General features: G+C 63.6%; 14 protein-coding genes. 8 read left to right on the forward strand and 6 right to left on the reverse strand.

Annotated features, from left to right (window positions below; genetic code table 11):
• Window positions 1–8 precede the first annotated feature (8 nt).
• Genes ACODS9_RS08210 through ACODS9_RS08220 form a run of 3 tightly spaced genes read left to right on the forward strand, consistent with a single transcriptional unit; the run spans window position 9 to window position 3,256 of the window.
• Window positions 9–821: an alpha/beta fold hydrolase gene (locus ACODS9_RS08210; RefSeq protein ID WP_489093670.1), complete on the forward strand. Its 813-nt coding sequence runs from the start codon at window positions 9–11 to the stop codon at window positions 819–821.
• Window positions 815–1,372 (forward strand): peptidylprolyl isomerase, encoded by a 558-nt coding sequence (locus ACODS9_RS08215; RefSeq protein ID WP_050706800.1) that lies wholly within the window; start codon window positions 815–817, stop codon window positions 1,370–1,372. Before ACODS9_RS08210 ends, ACODS9_RS08215 begins: the two co-directional genes overlap by 7 nt.
• A 51-nt stretch (window positions 1,373–1,423) precedes the next feature.
• Window positions 1,424–3,256 (forward strand): ABC transporter ATP-binding protein, encoded by a 1,833-nt coding sequence (locus ACODS9_RS08220; RefSeq protein WP_489093671.1) that lies wholly within the window; start codon window positions 1,424–1,426, stop codon window positions 3,254–3,256.
• Between the two features lie 66 nt (window positions 3,257–3,322).
• On the opposite strand, the gene ACODS9_RS08225 is transcribed toward ACODS9_RS08220, so the two are convergent.
• Entirely contained in the window at window positions 3,323–4,450 is a 1,128-nt protein-coding gene (locus tag ACODS9_RS08225) for a GNAT family N-acetyltransferase (protein WP_489093672.1), read from the reverse strand.
• A gap of 239 nt (window positions 4,451–4,689) precedes the next feature.
• Between ACODS9_RS08225 and ACODS9_RS08230 the strand changes: the two genes are divergently transcribed.
• Window positions 4,690–5,934, forward strand: coding sequence for a putative porin (locus tag ACODS9_RS08230; RefSeq protein WP_046856651.1), 1,245 nt, complete (start codon window positions 4,690–4,692; stop codon window positions 5,932–5,934).
• 186 nt (window positions 5,935–6,120) lie between these two features.
• Here ACODS9_RS08230 and ACODS9_RS08235 read toward each other — a convergent pair whose 3' ends face one another.
• The 3 genes from ACODS9_RS08235 to ACODS9_RS08245 form a co-directional block, all read right to left on the reverse strand.
• Window positions 6,121–7,242 (reverse strand): beta-ketoacyl-ACP synthase III, encoded by a 1,122-nt coding sequence (locus tag ACODS9_RS08235; protein WP_046856652.1) that lies wholly within the window; start codon window positions 7,240–7,242, stop codon window positions 6,121–6,123.
• Between the two features lie 218 nt (window positions 7,243–7,460).
• Window positions 7,461–11,366, reverse strand: a complete 3,906-nt coding sequence (gene hrpA, locus ACODS9_RS08240) for an ATP-dependent RNA helicase HrpA (RefSeq protein ID WP_489093673.1) — start codon at window positions 11,364–11,366, stop codon at window positions 7,461–7,463.
• 105 nt (window positions 11,367–11,471) lie between these two features.
• Complete coding sequence (locus ACODS9_RS08245) at window positions 11,472–11,723, reverse strand: hypothetical protein (protein ID WP_401104093.1); 252 nt, start codon at window positions 11,721–11,723, stop codon at window positions 11,472–11,474.
• Between the two features lie 856 nt (window positions 11,724–12,579).
• On the opposite strand from ACODS9_RS08245, the gene ACODS9_RS08250 reads away from it, so the two are divergent.
• On the forward strand, window positions 12,580–13,944 hold the full coding sequence (locus ACODS9_RS08250) for a glutamine synthetase family protein (RefSeq protein ID WP_489093674.1): 1,365 nt from the start codon (window positions 12,580–12,582) through the stop codon (window positions 13,942–13,944).
• 26 nt (window positions 13,945–13,970) lie between these two features.
• Window positions 13,971–15,278 carry an NAD(P)/FAD-dependent oxidoreductase gene (locus tag ACODS9_RS08255; protein ID WP_489093675.1) on the forward strand — a complete coding sequence of 436 codons (1,308 nt, stop codon included), beginning with the start codon at window positions 13,971–13,973 and terminating at the stop codon, window positions 15,276–15,278.
• Window positions 15,279–15,436: 158 nt separating this feature from the next.
• Here ACODS9_RS08255 and fadD1 read toward each other — a convergent pair whose 3' ends face one another.
• Both fadD1 and fadD2 read right to left on the reverse strand, forming a co-directional pair.
• Window positions 15,437–17,134 (reverse strand): long-chain-fatty-acid--CoA ligase FadD1, encoded by a 1,698-nt coding sequence (fadD1, locus tag ACODS9_RS08260; protein WP_401104100.1) that lies wholly within the window; start codon window positions 17,132–17,134, stop codon window positions 15,437–15,439.
• A gap of 363 nt (window positions 17,135–17,497) precedes the next feature.
• The gene (fadD2, locus tag ACODS9_RS08265; protein ID WP_489093676.1) at window positions 17,498–19,186 is read right to left on the reverse strand and encodes a long-chain-fatty-acid--CoA ligase FadD2; all 1,689 of its coding nucleotides are present in this window, start codon (window positions 19,184–19,186) and stop codon (window positions 17,498–17,500) included.
• Between the two features lie 201 nt (window positions 19,187–19,387).
• Between fadD2 and ACODS9_RS08270 the strand changes: the two genes are divergently transcribed.
• Both ACODS9_RS08270 and ACODS9_RS08275 read left to right on the forward strand, forming a co-directional pair.
• On the forward strand, window positions 19,388–20,332 hold the full coding sequence (locus tag ACODS9_RS08270) for an alpha/beta hydrolase (protein ID WP_489093677.1): 945 nt from the start codon (window positions 19,388–19,390) through the stop codon (window positions 20,330–20,332).
• A 34-nt stretch (window positions 20,333–20,366) separates the two neighbouring features.
• The gene (locus tag ACODS9_RS08275) at window positions 20,367–20,837 is read left to right on the forward strand and encodes a MaoC family dehydratase (RefSeq protein ID WP_023631542.1); all 471 of its coding nucleotides are present in this window, start codon (window positions 20,367–20,369) and stop codon (window positions 20,835–20,837) included.
• Window positions 20,838–20,848: the final 11 nt, after the last annotated feature.

The raw sequence follows: 20,848 nt of genomic DNA on the forward strand, positions 1-20,848 counted from the left end.
CCGCGCCCATGGCCGTTTTCGAACACCAAGGATGCCAGTTGCATTACGAGGAACACGGTCAGGGCGAGCCCCTGGTGCTGCTGCACGGGCTAGGTTCGAGCAGCCAGGACTGGGAACTGCAGGTGCCCGAGCTCGCCCGCCAGTACCGGGTGATCCTCATGGACATCCGCGGCCACGGGCAATCGTCCAAGCCTCGCTCGGGCTACCAGATAAAGACCTTCAGCGAGGATCTCCTGGCCCTGCTCCGTCATCTGGACACCGGCCCGGTGCACTTCGTCGGTCTGTCCATGGGCGGCATGCTCGGCTTCCAGTTCGCCGTCGACCACCCCGAGTGGCTGCGCAGCCTGTGCATCGTCAACAGCGCCCCGGAGGTCAAGCGCCGCACCCGCAGCGACTGGATCTGGTGGCTCAAGCGCTGGAGCCTGGCGCGCCTGCTCAGCGTCGAGACCGTCGGCAAGGGCCTGGCCGAACGGCTGTTTCCCAAGCCGGGGCAGGCCGAGCTGCGGCGCAAGATGGCAGAGCGCTGGGCACGCAACGACAAGCATGCGTACCTGAAAAGCTTCGACGCCATCGTCGACTGGGGCGTACAGGAACGCATCGGCCAGATCCGCTGTCCCACCCTGGTGATCGCCGCCGACCACGATTACACACCGATACAACTGAAGGAGCGTTACGTCGCGCTGATGCCCAACGCCAGACTGGCGGTCATCGACGATTCGCGGCACGCTACGCCCCTGGACCAACCTGAGGTCTTCAACCAGACCCTGCTGCAGTTCCTCGCAGCCGCTTCCACCTCTCAAGGATCATTGAGCCCATGCTGAAAAAACTTCTGCTCACCGCCTGCTCGGTCGCCTTCGCCACCAGCGTCATGGCCTCCGACAAGACCCCGCACGTTGAGCTGGTCACCAGCTTCGGCAAGATCGAGATCGAACTGAACGCAGAAAAAGCGCCGATCAGTACCAAGAACTTCCTCCAGTACGTCGACAGCGGTTTCTACAACAACACCATCTTCCACCGTGTGATCCCGGGCTTCATGGTCCAGGGCGGTGGCTTCACCGACCAGATGGTACAGAAGAGCACCCAGGACCCGATCCGCAACGAGGCGAGCAACGGCCTGCAGAACACCCGTGGCACCCTGTCCATGGCGCGTACCTCCGACCCGAACTCGGCCACCAGCCAGTTCTTCATCAACGTCGCCGACAACGACTTCCTCAACCCGGGCCGCGACCGTGGCTACGCGGTGTTCGGCAAGGTCACCAAGGGCATGGAGGTGGTCGACCAGATCGTCAACTCGCCGACCACCGTCAAGAAAGGCATGCGCGATGTGCCGGCGGATCCGGTCTACATCAAGTCGGCCAAACGCATCGATTGATCCCGCGCCGCACAGGGACGTGAGTCGGGTCGAACAGGAGTGTCGTCACCCATGCTGTACCGTCGTTTCGAGCAGTTGATCGACATCTTCCGCGAGGCGCCCAGCGAGGCGCCTCCCGGCAAGGTCTGGCCCTTCTATCTCTATTATTTGTGCCAGGTCTGGCCGAGCTTCGTTGCCTTGCTGATCGTCGGGCTGATCGCCTCGCTGATCGAGGTGGCGCTGTTCAGCTACCTGAGCCGGATCATCGACCTGGCCCAGGGCACGCCCAACGCCAACTTCTTCAGCGAGCACAGTGGCGAGCTGATCTGGATGCTGGTGGTGGTGCTGGTGCTACGGCCGGTGTTCTTTGGCCTGCACGACCTGCTGGTGCACCAGACCATCAGCCCGGGCATGACCAGCCTGATCCGCTGGCAGAACCACACCTATGTGCTCAAGCAGAGCCTGAACTTCTTCCAGAGCGACTTCGCCGGGCGCATCGCCCAGCGCATCATGCAGACCGGCAACTCCCTGCGCGATTCGGCGGTGCAGGCGGTGGACGCGCTGTGGCACGTGCTGATCTATGCCATCAGCGCACTGGTGCTGTTCGCCGAGGCCGACTGGCGGCTGATGCTGCCGCTGCTGGTGTGGATCGCCTGCTATATCGGCGCGCTGTACTACTTCGTGCCACGGGTGAAGGAACGCTCGGTGATCTCCTCCGATGCCCGCTCCAAGCTGATGGGGCGCATCGTCGATGGCTACACCAACATCGCCACGCTCAAGCTGTTCGCCCACACCGACTACGAGCAGCAATACGCCCGCGAGGCGATCAGCGAACAGACCGAGAAGACCCAGCTGGCCTCGCGGGTGATCACCAGCATGGACGTGGTCATCACTTCGCTGAACGGCCTGCTGGTGGTCGCAACCACGGGCCTTGCCCTGTGGCTGTGGAGCCAGTCGCTGATCAGCGTCGGTGCCATCGCCCTGGCCACCGGCCTGGTGATCCGCATCGTCAACATGTCCGGCTGGATCATGTGGGTGGTCAACGGCATCTTCGAGAACATCGGCATGGTCCAGGACGGCCTGCAGACCATAGCCCAGCCGGTCACCGTCAGCGACAAGCCCCACGCGCCGGCACTCAAGGTCAGCCGCGGCGCGGTGCGCTTCGACCATGTCGACTTCCACTACGGCAAGGGCGGCAAGGTGATCGATGCCTTGAACCTGGATATCCGCCCCGGCGAGAAGATCGGCCTGATCGGCCCGTCCGGCGCCGGCAAGTCGACCCTGGTCAACCTGCTGCTGCGCCTGTACGACATCGACAGCGGGCGCATCCTCATCGATGGCCAGGATATCGCCGAGGTCAACCAGGCCAGCCTGCGCGCGCAGATCGGCATGATCACCCAGGACACCTCGCTGCTACACCGCTCGATCCGCGACAACCTGCTGTACGGCCGGCCGGATGCCAGTGACGAGGAAGTCTGGGAGGCTGTACGCCGGGCAAGGGCCGACGAGTTCATCCCGCAGTTGTCCGATGCCCAGGGCCGTACAGGCTTCGATGCCCATGTCGGCGAGCGCGGCGTGAAGCTCTCCGGCGGCCAGCGCCAGCGCATCGCCATTGCCCGGGTGCTGCTGAAGAACGCGCCGATCCTGATCATGGACGAGGCCACCTCGGCGCTGGACTCGGAGGTCGAGGCGGCGATCCAGGAGAGCCTGGAGACGCTGATGCAGGGCAAGACGGTTATCGCCATCGCCCACCGCTTGTCGACCATCGCCCGCATGGACCGGCTGATCGTGCTGGACAAGGGGCATATCGTCGAGAGTGGCAGCCACACCGAGCTATTGGCGCAGCGTGGCCTGTATGCGCGGCTGTGGCATCACCAGACGGGTGGGTTCGTCGGGGTGGATTGATACAGAAAACGGCATGGGAAAATCGGCGTGGGAGCGGCTTGCCCGCTCCCACCTGCCCCTTGATCTTCATGCCTGGCGATACGGCAACATCCCCCGCGCCTCCTCGGCATAAGCCCGCACCCCGACCCGCTCCTGTCCGAGAAAATCCTCCACCGCCCGGCGCAATCCCGGATGCAGCAGGTAATGCCACGACCGCGTGATCACCGGCTCGAAGCCGCGAATCAGCTTGTGCTCACCCTGGGCCCCGGCATCGAAACGCTGCAACCCTTCGCCAATGGCGAAATCCATGCCCTGGTAGAAACAGGTCTCGAAATGCAGACGGTCGAACTCATCCAGGCACCCCCAGTACCGTCCATACAGGCTGTCACCGCCGATCAGGCTGAGCGCCATGGCTACCTCGCGCCCCTGCTGGCGGGCGATGACCACCCGGATGGCCTCGGGCATGCGCTCGGCGATCAGGCTGAAGAATTCACGGGTAAGGTAGGGCGCGCGCCGGCGCACGGCGTAGGTGTTGGCGTAACATAGGTAGACAAAATCCCACTGCGCCTCGCTCAGCTCGTCGCCCCGATACCAGGCGAAGTCGATCCCCTGCCCCGCCACCTGTTCGCGCTCCTTGCGCATCTGCTTGCGCTTGCGTGAGCTGAGGGTGTCGAGAAAGTCCTGGAAGTCCCGATAGCCCCGATTGCGCCAATGGAACTGGCAACCCAGGCGTTCCATCCAGCCTGGCAGACCAGCGAGGGCCTCATCCAGCGCAGTGTCGGTGAAGTTGATATGCGCGCCCGACAGCCCGCCCTTGCCCAGGTACTCGGGGATGGCCTGCAACAGCAACAGGCCATCGCTCGGGTCGGCGGCCAACAGGCGTGGGCCGCTCACCGGGCTGAACGGCACCGCACCCAGCAGCTTGGGGTAGTAGGCGATACCTGCGCGCTCGCAGGCATCGGCCCAGCCGTGGTCGAACACGTACTCGCCGAACGAATGCCATTTGCGGTACGCAGGCAGCAGCGCCCGCACCTCACCGTCGCGCTCCAGCACCAGGTGTTCGGCGGCCCAACCAGTGTCAGGCACCACGCTGCCACTGTCCTCCATGGCCGTGAGGAAGGCATGGCGCAGGAACGGCTGGGCGTCGGGCACCAGCGCGTCCCAGGTGGTCGCCGGCAGGTCGCGCAGATGGGCAAGGCTGTGAAGGCTGATCACGTTTCCAACTCGCTGAAAAGAGAGTGCCAGTATTGCCAAGTCGACCGTGACACTCAAATGACGGCCGCTTTACTTAACAACAGTGCCACTGTTTAGACATTATTCTGTCATTCGCCCCCGCAATACTTGCGCCTGTTTTCCGGAACCCCAGAACCTGTCTAGTCAGGCCCTTTCCGAAGACATGCCAACTTGGGGGCGGGCGCTTGAGCCTCCCCACTTTTTCCAACAGGGAGAACCTTATGCGTCTTGTTTCTACACTTACCGGAGTGAGCCTCACCGGCATGATGCTGGCTCTGAGTACTCCGGCCAGTGCTGCTGTCGACGCCAAGCTGCTCGAAATGCTCCGCGCCAATGGCTCGATCAACCAGGCGCAGTACAACGAACTGCAGGGCGACCTGGCAAAGGAAACCAAGGAAAAGGCTGATCAGAAAGCCCAGTCCGAGCGCATGAGCTCGTTCGAACAGAAAGTGGCGTGGGCCGCCAAGACCCAGATCAAGGGTGATGTGCGCCTGCGTTACGAAGACGTCAACGTCGACAACCCGATCTCGCGCAGTGGCAACCAGGACCGTGAGCGCGTCCGCGCCCGTGTCGGCTTCTACAGCGAGATCAACCCGCAAGTGGACGCCGGCGTGCGTGTGGCCACCGGCAGCAGCGCCGATGCCCGCTCGACCAACCAGAGCCTGGACAACTACTTCGAGAAGAAATCGCTGTGGGTCGACCTGGCCTACCTCGACTGGCACCCGACCGCCATCCCCAACCTGCACCTGATCGGCGGCAAGATGGCCCAGCCATGGGTGAGCATGGGCGACATCATCTGGGACAGCGACATCAACCCCGAAGGCGTGGCGGTCACCTACAAGACCAACCTGGGCGCCACCGAACTGTTCGGCAGTGCCGGCCACTACACCCTCAAGGACAACGTCGACGGCGACGGCGTGCAGTTCAAGCACGACGCGCAGCTGTACCACGGCCAGCTGGGTGCCAAGTTCAACGCGGCCGACACCCTCAAGTTCACCGTGGGCGGCAGCATCTACGGCTACGACAACGACAAGGAGTCGACCGTCCTGCGTGCCTTGGGCAACACCACCAACGAGTTCAACCTGGTGGAAGGTTTCGGCCAGGTGGACTTCACCGGCTTTGCCATCCCGCTCTCGGCCTATGGCCAGTTCGTCAAGAACACCGAAAGCACCGATGGCAAGGACAAGGCCTGGCTGGCGGGCCTGAAAACCAAGGTCGGTGCCTGGAGCCTGGACTACAACTACCGCGACGTGCAGCGTAACGCGGTGGTCAGCGCCTTCACCGACTCCGACTTCGGCAACGGCTTCACCGGTTCGCGTGGCCACAAGTTCAAGGTCGGCTACGAGATCGACAAGAACTTCTCGCTGGGCGCGGCCTACCTGATGGCCAAGACCGACTTCTCCAACCTGCCGAACAGCGATGCTGACGTAGACACCCTGCAGGTGGATCTGGAAGCGAAGTTCTAAGCAACAGGCTCCTTTGATCCACCCTGAAGCGGGAAATGCTGACCCCATCCAGCATTTCCTGCTTTTTTTTGCCTGCAATGAACGTGGGAGCGGGCTTGCCCCGCGATGGCGTCATCAACCTTACCGCTGTGCAAGGGCTGATGTCGCCATCGCGGGGCAAGCCCGCTCCCACGAGTCAGGCAAGCATCAATGCTTGCGCAGGATCACGCTGCCAATCGAATAACCCGCGCCAAACGAGCTCAGCACACCCAGCGACCCCTTGGCCAGGTCATCCTGATACAGGTGGAAGGCAATCACCGACCCTGCCGAGCTGGTGTTGGCATAACGGTCGAGAATCACCGGCGCCTCTTGCTCGTCCACTTCGCGGCCCAGCAGCTTCTTGACGATCAGGTGGTTCATGCTCAGGTTGGCCTGGTGCAGCCAGAAGCGCTGGACGTCGCTCGGCTGCTGGCCGTTTTCGTCCAGATGCTGGCCGATCAGTTCGGCGACCTTCGGGCAGACTTCCTTGAATACCTTGCGGCCTTCCTGCACGAACAGCTTGTCGCGCGAGCCGATGCCCTCTTCCGCGGCGCGGTTGAGGAAGCCGAAGTTGTTGCGGATGTTATTGGAGAACGCGGTCCACAACTTGGTGCTGACGATATCGAACTGGTGCGCGGAGGTGGCCAGGTCGGCACGTTCGATCAGTACCGCGGTGGCGGCGTCACCAAAAATGAAGTGGCTGTCGCGGTCACGGAAGTTCAAGTGGCCGGTGCAGATTTCCGGGCTGACCACCAGCACCGCGCGAGCCTGGCCCAACTGCACGCTGTTGGCTGCCGTCTGGATGCCGAAGGTCGCCGACGAACAAGCGACGTTCATGTCGAAGGCAAAGCCCTCGATACCGAGCGCCTGCTGCACTTCGATGGCGATGGCCGGGTACGGGCGCTGCAGGTTGGAGCAGGCGACAATCACCCCGTCGACATCGGCGGCGGTGCGCCCGGCACGTTCCAGCGCCTGACGCGCAGCGGCAACGCCCATTTCGCAGAGGATCGACTGTTCGTCGTTGGAACGCTCCGGCAGGCGCGGTTTCATGCGCTGCGGATCGAGGATGCCGGCCTTGTCCATGACGAAGCGGCTCTTGATGCCCGAGGCCTTTTCGATGAAGGCGGCATCGGACAGCGGCGCCGCCTCGACTTCGCCACGCTCGATGGCGGCGGCATTGTCACGGTTGAAACGCTGTGCCCAGGTGTTGAAGGACTCCACCAGTTCTTCGTTGGAAATGCTCTGGGCCGGGGTATACAGGCCGGTGCCGCTGATGACGACGTTGTGCACGGTCGTTCCTCTGGTCAAAGGCCATCGCCATGCGGCGCAGGCCGGGAAAAGGGCAACATAATGGCACCTTGGTACCAATTCACAGACGAGGGCTGGGCCCTCGATCGCTGGCAAGCCAGCTCCCCTCAGTTCAATGCGTACCCTGTGGGAGCTGGCTTGCCAGCGATGGGCCGCAAAGCGGCCCCAAATTCCGTCAAGTTTGCCACAAGTTGCAACGGTTAGGCTTCCACCTGACTCCACTGCTTGCTCAGTCGCTTGTCGGAAACCGGCACCTTGGTCCCCAACTGCTGGGCAAACAACGAAACCCGGTACTCCTCCAACAGCCAGCGGTACAGGGTCAGTTGCTCATCGCGCTTGCCTTCCTGGGCATGCTTGTCGGCACGGGCCTGGTATTGCGCCCAGCAATTGGCCAGCTCGCCACTCCACACCCGGTCCTTCTGCACCTGCGACCCCAGCTTCTCCAGGCGCAGTTCCACCGCCTTGAGATAACGCGGCAATTCCTTGAGCCAGGCCCCCGGCGTCTCGCGCACGAAGCCCGGATACACCAGGTTGGCCAGTTGCTGCTTGATATCGTTGAGCGCCACCGCCTGGCTTAGGTCGATCTTGCCCTTGAAGCGCTTCTGCAAGCCATGCCACAGCTTGAGCACCTCCAAGGTCAGGCGCGCCAGGCGCTCGGCATGCTCGCTCCAATTGCCACGCTTGCGTTCGGCCAGCGAGGCCAGGGCCGCGCCATCACGGGGCAGCGGGTCTTCGCCTTCGAGCACGCAACTGTCGAGACTGGCCAACAGGATATCCTCCACCAGTGCCTCGACCCGGCCCAATTCGCGATACAACAAGCCCAATTCGGTCAGCCCCGGCAGCTTGCCGCGCAGGAACTTGGCCGGCTCGGCCAGCTGTTGCAGCAGCAGGCGCTGCAGGGCACGTCGGTGCTGGAACTCGGCCTCGGCCTGGGTCGAGAACCGCCCCTCGCGCACCGTGCCGTTGTCCTCGACCAGTGCCGGGTAAACGGTCATCGACAGCCCGGCGATCTTCTGCTGGGCGGTCTGCGCCACCTGCTCGAATACCTTGGCCTGCACCGGTTGTTCGGCCTTGTCGTTGCGCGGCAAGGCCAGGGCGGCCTGGCTGGCTGCAGCAAAACGGGCAGTCAGTTCGGCCAGGTCGCGGCCCTCGCCGAGGAACTTGCCCTGGGCATCGACCACTTCGATGTTCATGCGCAGATGGCCTTCCACCAGCCCGGTCGCTTCCGCCCAGGCCTCGTCGGACACCCGCGCCCCGGTCATGCGCAGCAGCTCTTGGCCCAGTGCCTGGGGCAACGCGCCCTGGCCGAAGACCATGCGCGACAGTGCCGCCTTGACGAAGTCCGGCACCGGCACGAAGTTCTTGCGCAGGGCCTTGGGCAGGTTGCGCACCAGGGCGATGCACTTGGCCTCGAGCAGGCCCGGCACCAGCCATTCCAGGCGTTCGCCCGGCAGGTTGGGCAGCAACGGCGCCGGCACCCGCACGGTCACGCCGTCACGTGGATGGTTCGGTTCGAAATGGTAGCTCAGCGACAGGCGCAGTTCGCCCACCTGCAAGTGATCCGGGTACTGCGCTGCGGTGACCTCGCTGGCCTCGCGGGCCAGTACGTCCTCCTCGCGCATGATCAGCAGGTTGGCGTCCTTCTGGCTGGTCATCCGGTACCAGGCATCGAAGGTCGCGGTCTGGTGGATCTCTGCGGGCAGGCGCGCTTCGTAGAAGGCGTACAGCGTTTCTTCGTCGGCGAGAATGTCGCGTCGGCGGGCCTTGGCCTCCAGTTCGTCGAGCTGCTCCAGCAGGCGCTTGTTGGCCGCCAGGCACTTGGCCCGGGACTGGATCTCGCCGCCGACCAAACCATCGCGGATGAACAGTTCGCGGGAAGTGACGGGGTCGATCGGACCGAAATGCACCGGGCGACGTCCGACCAGGATCAACCCGTACAAGGTGATCTGCTCGTAAGCCACCACCTGGCCGCGCTTCTTCTCCCAGTGCGGTTCGAAGTGGTTCTTCTTGATCAGGTGGGTGGCCAGCGGCTCGATCCAGTCTGGCTCGATCTTGGCCACCATGCGCGCATACAGCTTGGTGGTTTCCACCAGTTCGGCAGCCATCACCCATTGCGGCCGCTTGCGGCCAATGCCCGACGACGGGTGAATCCAGAACCGCCGCTGACGCGCACCCTGATAGTCGCCCTCCTCGGTCTTCTGGCCGATCTGGCTGAGCAGGCCGCTGAGAATCGCCTTGTGCATGCGCTGGTAGTCGCAGGCGTCCTTGTTCATCGTCAGTTGCAGGTCGCGACAGATCAGCGCCAGCTGGCGGTGAGCGTCGCGCCACTCGCGCAAGCGCAAGTAGTTGAGGAAGTTCTTGCGGCACCAGTTGCGCAGCGGGTTGGCGGTCAGCGCCTGGCGCTGCTCCTCGAAACCGCGCCACAGGTTGACCAGCGCGGCGAAGTCGGAATCGACATCCTTCCACTGGGCATGGGCCTGGTCGGCGGCCTGCTGGCGCTCCGGTGGGCGTTCGCGCGGGTCCTGCACAGACAGTGCGCTGGCGACGATCAGCACTTCCTGCAGGCTGCCCTGGCGGGCACCTTCGAGCAGCATGCGACCCATACGAGGGTCGATCGGCAGACGCGCCAGCTGGCGGCCCAGCGGCGTCAGCTGGTTCTCGCGGTTGACCGCCGAAAGCTCCTGCAACAGGTTGAAGCCGTCGCTGATGGCCTTGCCATCCGGCGGCTCGATGAACGGGAAGGCGTCGATGGCGCCCAGGCGCAGGTGCAGCATCTGCAGGATCACCGCCGCCAGGTTGGTGCGCAGGATCTCCGGATCGGTGAACGCCGGCCGGCCGTTGAAGTCATCCTCGCTGTACAGGCGGATGCAGATGCCAGGCTCGACCCGGCCGCAGCGGCCTTTACGCTGGTTGGCGCTGGCCTGCGAAACGGCCTCGATGGGCAGGCGCTGGACCTTGGCGCGGTAGCTGTAGCGGCTGATGCGGGCGGTGCCGCTGTCGATCACGTAGCGGATGCCCGGCACCGTCAGCGAGGTTTCCGCGACGTTGGTCGCCAGCACCACGCGCCGGCCGCTGTGGGACTGGAAGATCCGCTGCTGCTCGGCCGGCGACAGCCGCGCATACAGCGGCAGGATCTCGGTGTGACGCAACTGCGCCTTGCGCAGGATCTCGGCGGCGTCGCGGATCTCGCGTTCACCGGGCAGGAACACCAGCACGTCGCCCGGGCCCTTGCCCTGGCTGCGCTCGTGCTGGGCGATCTCGTCGAGGCTGGCGAGGATCGCCTGGTCGACCGAGAGGTCTTCCTCGACCTGGTTGCCCTCCTCGTCCTGCTCGCTGGTCAGCGGGCGGTACCAGGTTTCCACCGGGTAGGTACGGCCGGACACCTCGATGATCGGCGCGCCGTCGAAGTGCTTGGAGAAACGCTCCAGGTCGATGGTCGCCGAGGTGATGATCAGCTTCAGTTCCGGACGGCGATGCAGCAGGGTCTTGAGGTAGCCGAGCAGGAAGTCGATGTTCAGGCTGCGCTCGTGAGCCTCGTCGACGATGATCGTGTCGTAGCGTTCGAGGAAGCGGTCGTGCTGGGTCTCGGCCAGCAGGATACCGTCGGTCATCAGCTTGACCAGGGTGTTCGAATCGCTCTGGTCCTCGAAGCGCACCTGGTAGCCCACCAGCGCCCCCAACGGCGTGCCCAGTTCCTCGGCGACCCGCGCCGCCACACTGCGCGCAGCGATCCGCCGAGGCTGGGTGTGGGCGATCAGGCCGCGGCTGCCACGGCCCAGCTCCAGGCAGATCTTCGGCAACTGGGTGGTCTTGCCGGAACCTGTCTCGCCGGCGATCACCAGCACCTGGTGCTCGGCCAGGGCCTTCTTGATCTCGTCGCGCTTGGCGGCGATCGGCAGGTTGTCGTCGTAGCGAATGCTCGGCACGCTCTGCTGGCGCGCGGTGACCTGGGCGCAGGACGCCTGGACCTTTTCCACCCACTGCGCGAGCTTGCCCTCGTCGGGGCGCTTGCGCAGTTCGTGCAATTGCCGACGCAGCCGATGGCGGTCGGCGATCATGGCGTGGTCGAGGTTGTTCAGCAGTTGGTCGATGGCGTGGTCTGTCATGGGGCTTTTTAATGATGCAGGCGAATGCTGCTTTTTCATGATCGGCAGGCGTAAGAGGCGCGATTGTCGCAGATTTGCGAAATCGATGCTGCCTGTGCCCGCCGTTCAGTCGCGGTCACGTTCGAAATAGCGGGAACGCTTGAAAAGCAGCAGCGTTCCAACTGCATCACACAGAAACCACCAGTACATCCCATCCAGCCGCAAGAATTCACGCTCACCAAGTTGTGTGCACGCCGTTATGCCCGTTGCCATCAAAGCCACGCAGACGCAGCATCTTAGCGTTGGTGAGCGACATACCCAGTCAAGCAACAGGCCGGCGACCAGCCCATAAAGGGTAAGAAGAAAGATCTCAGTCATGGCTACCCTTCAATCCTGTCGCGGGAGCAGCTCGCTCCCACGGCCAAATCGAAAAGCCTGTGGCAGGGGGCTTGACCCACGAGAGGCCCACGCATCATCAATCTCTATCTCGCTCGAAATAAGATGAGCGTTTATAGAGTAGCGGCGTAGCAACAGAGACAAAAAGTATCATCCACTCAAGTCCATCGAGCAGTAAGAACTGCCGATTAGCCAGTTGCGTACAACTCGTCATGCCAGCGCTCATGCAAACCACATACAGAAAAATCCTGACCCGTGTTGAGCGACATGCCCAATCAACGAAAAGTCCGACGACAATGGCAATGAGCATGAGGAAAATCCACGACATGACCGTTCCTTGTTTAGATAATCCTGATAAGTCCTTTGTGCTTGCATGGCTGTCCCTGTCGCTTGCCTATCCTGCAGAACTTAGCGACTTTCACCTCTGGCCCTGGCCCTGCAAATTAGCCTGGGTCCGATAAAGCTGTGGGAAGCTTCCTAAGCTCCTGCGAAGCGGTAGGCAAACCTTGCCAATGTTTAGCTCACACCGGAATGAACGTCGCCATTCACTGCTTTAATCAACCTTACAGGCCATGTGAGTATCCAGGGATGCTTCCTGACCCGATGATCGCCCGCCCGCTGCCCCACCCTTCGTTGCCGAAGGCCCGGGCCCGTGCCGGTGAAAACCCGTTGGTCCATATCATCCTGGCGTTCTGGGCGCTGTGGCATTGCCGTCACGCGCGCCCACCGGACACTTCGCTCACGCACTCCTGACCCGACCCGGCCATCCTCTGGCCGATTGACTCAGCCTGACCGCTCGCCTGCGCGGCGGTCCCGTGTGCCCCAGAGCGAATCCACCATGCACTTTGCCCCCGCAGAGCAAGCCAAGCGTTTCCTGGCCGACAACCCCGATATCGACCTGATCGAACTGTTCATCCTCGACGCCAACGGCGTCCCCCGCGGTAAGCTGCTGCACCGCGAAGAACTACTGGCCGTGTTCGAAAGCGGCCGCCCGCTGCCCAGCACCATCCTCGGCCTGACCCTCAATGGCGACGACGTGGAAAACTCCGGCCTGGTCTGGGACGTCGGCGACATCGACTGCCGCGCCTACCCGCTGGATGGCAGCCTGGTGCGCCTGCCCTGGCGCCGGGTGCCGACCGCCGCCGTGCAGGTCAGCATGCACCCCAGCGAAGGCCTGCCGGCCAGCGTGGCGGATCCGCGTCATGTGCTGCTGCGGGTGATCGACGCCCTCAAGGCCGAGGGTTATCACCCGGTGATGGCCTGCGAGCTGGAGTTCTACCTGCTCGACCAGCAGCGCGACGCCCAGGGCCGGCCGCAACCAGCGCTGGACAGCGACGGCGGCCGCCCACGCGGTACCCAGGTCTATGGCTTGCGCGAGCTGGAGCAGATCGAACCGTTCCTTGCCGATCTGTATGCTGCCTGCAAGGCCCAGGACATCCCTGTGCGCACGGCGATCTCCGAGTACGCTCCGGGGCAGGTGGAAATTACCCTGGAGCACGGCGATGCGCTCCAGGCCATGGACCAGGCCGTGCGCTACAAGCGTCTGGTCAAGGGCATTGCCAATGCCCATGGCATGCAGGCGTGCTTCATGGCCAAGCCGTTCGCGCAACTGGCCGGCACCGGCATGCACATGCACCTGAGCCTGGCGGACGCCGCTGGCAACAACCTGTTCGCCAGCGAAGACAAGGCCGGCACCCCACTGTTGCGCCAGGCAGTGGCCGGCATGCTGCGCCACCTGCGTGAGTCGCTGCTGCTGTTCTGCCCCAACGCCAACTCGTTCCGCCGCTTCCAGGCCAACAGCTATGCCCCGCTGGCGCCGACCTGGGGCGTGGACAACCGCACCGTCAGCCTGCGCGTGCCCGGCGGCCCGGCCAACAGCCGACATGTGGAGCACCGCATCTGCGGCGCTGACGCCAACCCCTACCTGGCCGCCGCCGCGATACTTGCTGCCGCGCACCAGGGCATCCGCGAACAGCTCGACCCCGGCGCGCCGGTCGAAGGCAACGGCTATGCCCAGGCCAGCGAGTACCTGCCCACCGACTGGCTGACTGCCCTGGAAGCCCTGGAGCAGTCGGCCTGGGCACGGGAGGCGCTGGGCGAGGCCTTCCTCGGCGTGTACCTGAAGGTCAAGCGCGCCGAGTACCGCCAGTTCATGGCCGAAGTCGGCGAACAAGACTGGCGCTGGTACCTGCACCAGGCCTGACAGACGAACTACAACAAGGAACACCCATGAACGCAGCAGTCAACAACGGGTCGGCCCAGCGCGCGCCGTCCTACTACAGCGCCACCCTCAATGACACGACCGAATACCCCACGCTCAAGGGCACGGTGCAGGTGGACGTGGCGATCATCGGCGGCGGCTTCACCGGCGTGGCCACTGCGGTGGAGCTGGCCGAACGTGGCCTGAAGGTAGCCATCGTCGAGACCAACCGCATCGGCTGGGGCGCCAGCGGGCGCAACGGTGGCCAGGTCACCGGCAGCCTGTCGGGCGACGAGGCCATGCGCACGCAGATGCGCGACCGTCTGGGCGCCGAGGTGGACGACTTCATCTGGCACCTGCGCTGGCGCGGCCACCAGATCATAGAACAGCGGGTCGAGCGCTACGGTATCCAGTGCGACCTCAAGCACGGCCACCTGCACGCGGCGATGAAACCGTCGCACATGACCGAACTGCGCGCCTTCGAGGCCGAAGCCCAGCGCCGCGGCATGGGCGACCTGGTGCAATTGCTCGACCGCGACGCCATGGAGCAGCACCTGCAGAGCCCGCTGTACCTCGGCGCGTTGAAGAACCACCGCAACCTGCACCTGCATCCGCTCAACCTGTGCCTGGGCGAGGCCCGCGCCGCCCATGGCCTCGGCGCGCTGGTGTTCGAGAATTCCGAAGTGCTGGAGATCATCCACGGCCCCCGCCCGGCCGTGGTTACCGCCAACGGGCGCATCGAGGCACGCCAGGTGATGCTGGCCGGCGACGTCTACCACAAACTGGAAAAACGCCAGCTCAAGGGCAAGATCTTCCCGGCCATGGGCGGCATCGTCACCACCGCGCCACTGGGCGACCTGGCCGACCAGATCAACCCGCAGGATCTGGCCGTGTACGACTGCCGCTTCGTCCTCGACTACTACCGCCTGACCGCCGACAAACGACTGCTGTTCGGCGGCGGCGCCAACTACTCCGGGCGCGATTCGCGAGACATCGAGGGCGAGCTGCGCCCGTGCATCGAGCGCACCTTCCCGGCGCTGAAGGGCGTGCCGATCGAGTTCCAGTGGAGCTGCGCCATGGGCATCGTGGTCAACCGCATCCCGCAACTGGGCAAGCTGTCGGACAACGTCTGGTACTGCCAGGGGTACTCCGGGCACGGCATCGCCACCAGCCACATCATGGGCGAGATCATGGCCGAGGCCTTGACCGGGACGCTGGAGAAATTCGATACCTTCGCGGCATGCAAGCACATCAAGGTGCCGATGGGCGACTTGCTGGGCAATCCGCTGCTGGCGGCGGGGATGTGGTACTACCAGATGCTGGAAAAACTGCGCTGAGCTTCATAACGCAAAACGGGAGCGGCGGTGCGCCGGTGCGACTTGACCCGCGATGGCGTCGACTCGGGCAACAACGTTGCCTGACCTGACGCTATCGCGGGGCAAGTCGCATCGGCGCACCGCCGCTCCCACGTTTCAATCCCAAAGCAGGCTGCAGATCAGGCGATCTTTTTCAGGCCCTGCTTCTTCAGCTCTTCGTCACGCAGCTCGCGGCGCAGGATCTTGCCGACGTTGGTGGTCGGCAGCGCATCGCGGAACTCGATGGCCTTGGGCACCTTGTAGCCGGTGACGTTGGCGCGCATGTGCTCCATGACCTGTTCCTTGGTCAGGGTCATGCCCGGTTTGACCACGATGAACACCTTGATCACTTCACCGGATTTCTCGTCCGGGATACCGATGGCGGCGCACTGCATCACGCCCGGCAGCGCGGCCAGCACGTCTTCGAGCTCGTTGGGGTACACGTTGAAACCGGACACCAGGATCATGTCTTTCTTACGATCGACAATGCGCATGTAACCGTCCGGCTGGATCACGGCAATGTCACCGGTTTTCAGCCAACCGTTGCTGTCGATGATCTCGGCGGTGGCGTCTTCACGCTGCCAGTAGCCCTTCATCACCTGCGGCCCCTTGATGCACAGCTCGCCCACCTCGCCCAGGGGCAGTTCCTGGCCGTTGTCGTCGACGATCTTGCACAGGGTGGACGGCACCGGGATGCCGATGGTGCCCAACTGGTTGGCCGAGGTCGGATTGACCGCCGCTACCGGGCTGGTCTCGGTCATGCCGTAGCCTTCGCAGATGGCGCAACCAGTCACCGCCTTCCAGCGCTCGGCCACGCTTTGCTGCAGGGCCATGCCGCCGGACAGGGTGATCTTCAGCGCCGAGAAATCGAGGTTGCGGAAGGTCTCGTTGTTGCACAGGGCGACGAACAGCGTGTTGAGGCCGATGAAGCCGCTGAACTTCCACTTGCCCAGTTCCTTGACCATCGCAGGCAGGTCACGCGGGTTGCTGATCAGCACGTTGTGGTTGCCGATCAGCATCATGGCCATGCAATGGAAGGTGAAGGCGTAGATGTGATACAGCGGCAGCGGAGTGATGAGGATCTCGCAGCCTTCGTGCAGGTTCGAGCCCATCAGCGCACGGCACTGCAGCATGTTGGCCACCAGGTTGCGATGGGTGAGCATCGCGCCCTTGGCCACGCCGGTGGTGCCGCCGGTGTACTGCAGCACGGCGACGTCGCCGGGCTGCGGGTTGGCCTCGGTGACCGCGCCGCCCTTACCCAGCGCCAGCGCGTCGTTGAAGCGCACCGCGCCCGGCAGGTGGTAGGCCGGCACCATTTTCTTCACGTACTTGATGACGCTGTTGATCAGCAGGCGCTTGAGTGGTGGCAACAAGTCGGCCACTTCGGTGACAATGACGTGTTTGACCTGGGTCTTGGGCACCACCTTTTCCGCCAGGTGCGCCATGTTGGCCAGGCACACCAGCGCCTTGGCGCCGGAATCGTTGAACTGATGCTCCAGCTCCCGCGCGGTGTACAGCGGGTTGGTGTTGACCACGATCAGCCCGGCACGCATGGCGCCGAAGACGGCGACAGGGTACTGCAGGACGTTGGGCAACTGGACCGCGATGCGGTCACCCGGCTTCAGGTCGGTGTGCTGCTGCAGCCAGGCGGCGAAGGCGCCGGACAAGGTGTACAGCTCGCCGTAGGTGATGGTCTTGCCCAGGTTGCTAAAGGCAGGTTTGTCGGCAAAGCGTTGGCAGGATTGCTTGAGTACCGCCTGGATATTGGGGAATTCGTCAGGATTGATGTCCGCCGTGACCCCGGCTGGGTACTTATCCTTCCAAAAATGTTCGATCATGGAAGCCCGCTCCTTCAGCAACAGCGAATTCGGTATGCGTCGATGCGCTTATTATTGATATGAGACGCCGGTTCATTGCAAACCGGATCCTCTGAAAGCGCGCCGAGAGTAACAGCTTTGCAAGGGGTCGCCTAGAGGCCGAAATGGGCCGACAGGTCATAAAAATGACTCAATGAACAATACAGGTCATTTTTAGAGTAATTATACAAAATGTCGCGAATCCGCCTGAAAGCCCTGGCCTAGAGAGGATCTGTGGGAGTGGCGGTGCGCCGATGCGACTTGGCCAGCGATGGCGTCATTCATGGCAACACTGTCGCCCAGGCTGACGCAATCGCGGGACAAATCGCACCGCCGCTCCTACCTTTAGGCGATGTCCCGCAATTCCCGACGCAGGATCTTGCCCACCGGGGTCATCGGCAACGACTCGCGCAGCACGATGTGCTTGGGCACCTTGTAACCGGTGAAATTGCTCTTGCAGAACGCCTTGAGCTCATCGACGCTCACCCCGCCAGCACGCGGCACCACGAACAGCTTCACCGCTTCGCCGGTACGCTCGTCCGGCACGCCGATCACCGCGCAGCTGGCCACTTGCGGATGGCCCATCACCACGTCCTCGATCTCGTTGGGATACACGTTGAAGCCCGAGACGATGATCATGTCTTTCTTGCGGTCGACGATCCGGGTGTAACCATCCGGATCGATGATCGCAATGTCGCCGGTCTTCAGCCAGCCTTCGCTGTCCAGCACCTGGGCGGTAGCCTCCGGCTGCTGCCAATAGCCCTTCATCACCTGCGGCCCCTTGATGCACAACTCGCCGCGCTCGCCCAACGGTTGTTCGTGACCGTCATCGTCGATCACCTTGAACCCCGTGCCAGGCACCGGGATCCCCACCGTTCCCAGGCGCGCCAGCTGGCCATAGGGGTTGGTGCTGGCCGCTGGCGAGGTCTCGGTCAGGCCGTAGCCTTCGACGATGCGGCAACCCGTGAGCGCCTCCCAGCGCTCGGCGGTGGCCTTGACCAGCGCGGTGCCGCCGGAATTGGTGATCTTCAACGCGGAGAAATCCAGCGACTTGAACCCCGGGTTGTCCATCAGCGCGACGAACAGGGTATTCAGGCCTACCAGCGCCGAGAACCGCCACTTGCCCAATTCCTTGATGAACCCCGGAATGTCGCGGGGGTTGGTGATCAGCACGTTGTGATTGCCGGTCACCATCATGCACATGCAGTTCGCGGTAAAGGCATAGATGTGGTACAGCGGCAGCGGCGCGATCATCACCTCCTGCCCTTGCTTGATCAGCGGCTGGCCATCGGGCCCGTGCTGGCCGAAACAGGCCAGGACCTGAAGCATGTTGGCCACCAGGTTGCCGTGGGTGAGCATGGCTCCTTTGGCCAGGCCCGTGGTCCCGCCGGTGTACTGCAGCACCGCGACATCGTCGAGTGTCTGCGCCACCGCCTGGTGACCGAGGCGTTGCCCCTGGCGCAGGACCTGCTTGAACGACACTGCCTGGGGCAACTGGTAGGCCGGTACCATTTTCTTCAGCTTGTCGACCACGGTATTGATCAGCCAGCCCTTGGCCGCCGGCAGCAAGTCGCCCATCTTCGCTTCGATCAGGTACTCGATGCCGGTGTCGGGCAGCACCTCCTGCACGCGCTTGCCGAACATGTTCAGGTACACCAGCGCGCGGGCGCCGGAGTCCTTGAACTGATGGCGCATCTCGCGCTCGGTGTACAGCGGGTTGGTGTTGACCACGATCAAGCCGGCACGCATGGCGCCGAACACCGCGATGGGGTATTGCAGGACATTGGGCATCTGCACCGCGATGCGGTCGCCCGGCACCAGGTCGGTGTGCTGCTGCAACCAGCCGGCGAAGGCCGCCGAGTAACGGTCGAGGTCCGCGTAGCTCAGGGTGACGCCGAGGTTGCTGTATGCCGGCCGGTCGGCGAAGCGCTTGCAGGAGCGTTCGAAAACGTCGACGACTGACGTATAGGCATTCATGTCAATGGTGGAAGGCACGCCCGCCGGGCGCTTGTCGTTCCAGAAATCGGCTTGCATTTATTGTTGTTCCTCTACCGGGACGTCCCTGACCTGATCGCCTGATGGCAAAAAGGTGTTCAGCCGACGTTAGCAGCTCTGTCGAGGGTGGCAAATACGCCAAGTGCCGCCATTAACATTGTGAATCTCTTTTCTGCCCTTCCTGCAATCGAGCGCTTTGCGCATACACTGTTGGCGAACCTCCGCGCGCAAGGATCCGCCATGCCCCATGACGCCTTCTGGCTCCCCGCCAGCGAGCATTGCAGCCTCCATGTTCATCAATGGCTGCCCGCCACGCCGGTCAAGGCCGTGGTGTTGCTGGCCCACGGCATGGCAGAGCATGCCGGGCGCTACCAGCGCCTGGGGCATGCCCTCAACGCTGCAGGCTACGCGCTGCTCGCCCCCGACCTGCGCGGCCATGGCCGTACCGCCGAGCAGGGCAGCCTGGGCCTGTTCGCCCGCCATAATGGCTGGAATGCCGTGGTCAACGACCTGGGCCTGCTGGCCCAGCACGTCGGCCAGCAGTTCCCGGGCACCCCGCTGTTCCTGTTCGGCCACAGCATGGGCAGCTACATCGCCCAGGCCTACCTGCTGCACCACAGCGCCAGCCTGCAAGGCGCGATCCTCAGCGGTTCGAACTTCCAGCCGGTGGCACTGTACCGGGCCGCGCGCCTGATCGCCCGCTTCGAAGCCTGGCGCCAAGGCCCCCTGGGCAAGAGCGCGCTGATCGACTGGCTGTCGTTCGGCTCGTTCAACAAGGCCTTCAAACCCAACCGCACGGCGTTCGACTGGCTCAGCCGCGATGCCGGGGAAGTGGACAAGTACATCGCCGACCCGTTGTGCGGCTTCCGTTGCAGCAACCAGCTGTGGCTCGACCTGCTGCAGGGGCTGGCGCAGATCAGCCAGCCCAGGCATCTCGGGCAGATCGACCCGAACCTGCCCATCCTGGTGATCGGCGGCGAATGTGATCCGGTGAGTGCCGGCAAGCGTCTCATCCATCTGGCCGACGCCCTGCGCGCGACCGGCAACCGTCATGTACAGTTGCGCATCTACCCCGGCGCACGCCACGAAGTGCTCAACGAAACCCATCGCGACGAGGTCACCGCCGAGATCATCGGCTGGCTGGAGCAGGCGCTGGCCCTTGGCCGCCCTGCCCGCAGTGAATGATCGGCCACCTCGCCCGCCCTACAAGGAAGCCTCGATGACCCAGGTCACCAACACCCCTTACGAAGCCCTCGAAGTCGGCCAGAAAGCTGAGTACAAGAAGTCTGTCGAAGAGCGCGACATCCAGCTGTTCGCCGCCATGTCCGGCGACCACAACCCGGTGCACCTGGACGCCGAATTCGCCGCCAAGAGCATGTTCCGCGAGCGCATCGCCCATGGCATGTTCAGTGGCGCGCTGATCAGTGCCGCAGTGGCCTGCACCCTGCCTGGCCCGGGCACCATCTACCTGGGCCAGCAGATGAGCTTCCAGAAGCCGGTGAAGATCGGCGATGAGCTGACCGTGCGCCTGGAAATTCTCGAGAAGCTGCCCAAGTTCAAGGTGCGCATCGCCACCAATGTGTACAACCAGAACGATGAGCTGGTCGTCAGTGGCGAGGCCGAGATCCTCGCGCCGCGCAAGCAGCAGACGGTCGAGCTGGTCAGCCCGCCGAATTTTGTCGCCAGCTGATTCACCACGCC

Source organism: Pseudomonas sp. FG36 (assembly GCF_057809275.1).

Bases quoted from the DNA above. Each gene is read 5' to 3' on its own strand.
- ACODS9_RS08245 (WP_401104093.1), bottom strand. From the start codon at position 11,723: ATGACTGAGATCTTTCTTCTTACCCTTTATGGGCTGGTCGCCGGCCTG.
- fadD2 (WP_489093676.1), bottom strand. From the start codon at position 19,186: ATGCAAGCCGATTTCTGGAACGACAAGCGCCCGGCGGGCGTGCCTTCC.
- ACODS9_RS08270 (WP_489093677.1), top strand. From the start codon at position 19,388: ATGCCCCATGACGCCTTCTGGCTCCCCGCCAGCGAGCATTGCAGCCTC.
- ACODS9_RS08215 (WP_050706800.1), top strand. From the start codon at position 815: ATGCTGAAAAAACTTCTGCTCACCGCCTGCTCGGTCGCCTTCGCCACC.
- ACODS9_RS08275 (WP_023631542.1), top strand. From the start codon at position 20,367: ATGACCCAGGTCACCAACACCCCTTACGAAGCCCTCGAAGTCGGCCAG.
- ACODS9_RS08220 (WP_489093671.1), top strand. From the start codon at position 1,424: ATGCTGTACCGTCGTTTCGAGCAGTTGATCGACATCTTCCGCGAGGCG.
- ACODS9_RS08210 (WP_489093670.1), top strand. From the start codon at position 9: ATGGCCGTTTTCGAACACCAAGGATGCCAGTTGCATTACGAGGAACAC.
- hrpA (WP_489093673.1), bottom strand. From the start codon at position 11,366: ATGACAGACCACGCCATCGACCAACTGCTGAACAACCTCGACCACGCC.
- ACODS9_RS08230 (WP_046856651.1), top strand. From the start codon at position 4,690: ATGCGTCTTGTTTCTACACTTACCGGAGTGAGCCTCACCGGCATGATG.
- ACODS9_RS08255 (WP_489093675.1), top strand. From the start codon at position 13,971: ATGAACGCAGCAGTCAACAACGGGTCGGCCCAGCGCGCGCCGTCCTAC.
- fadD1 (WP_401104100.1), bottom strand. From the start codon at position 17,134: ATGATCGAACATTTTTGGAAGGATAAGTACCCAGCCGGGGTCACGGCG.
- ACODS9_RS08250 (WP_489093674.1), top strand. From the start codon at position 12,580: ATGCACTTTGCCCCCGCAGAGCAAGCCAAGCGTTTCCTGGCCGACAAC.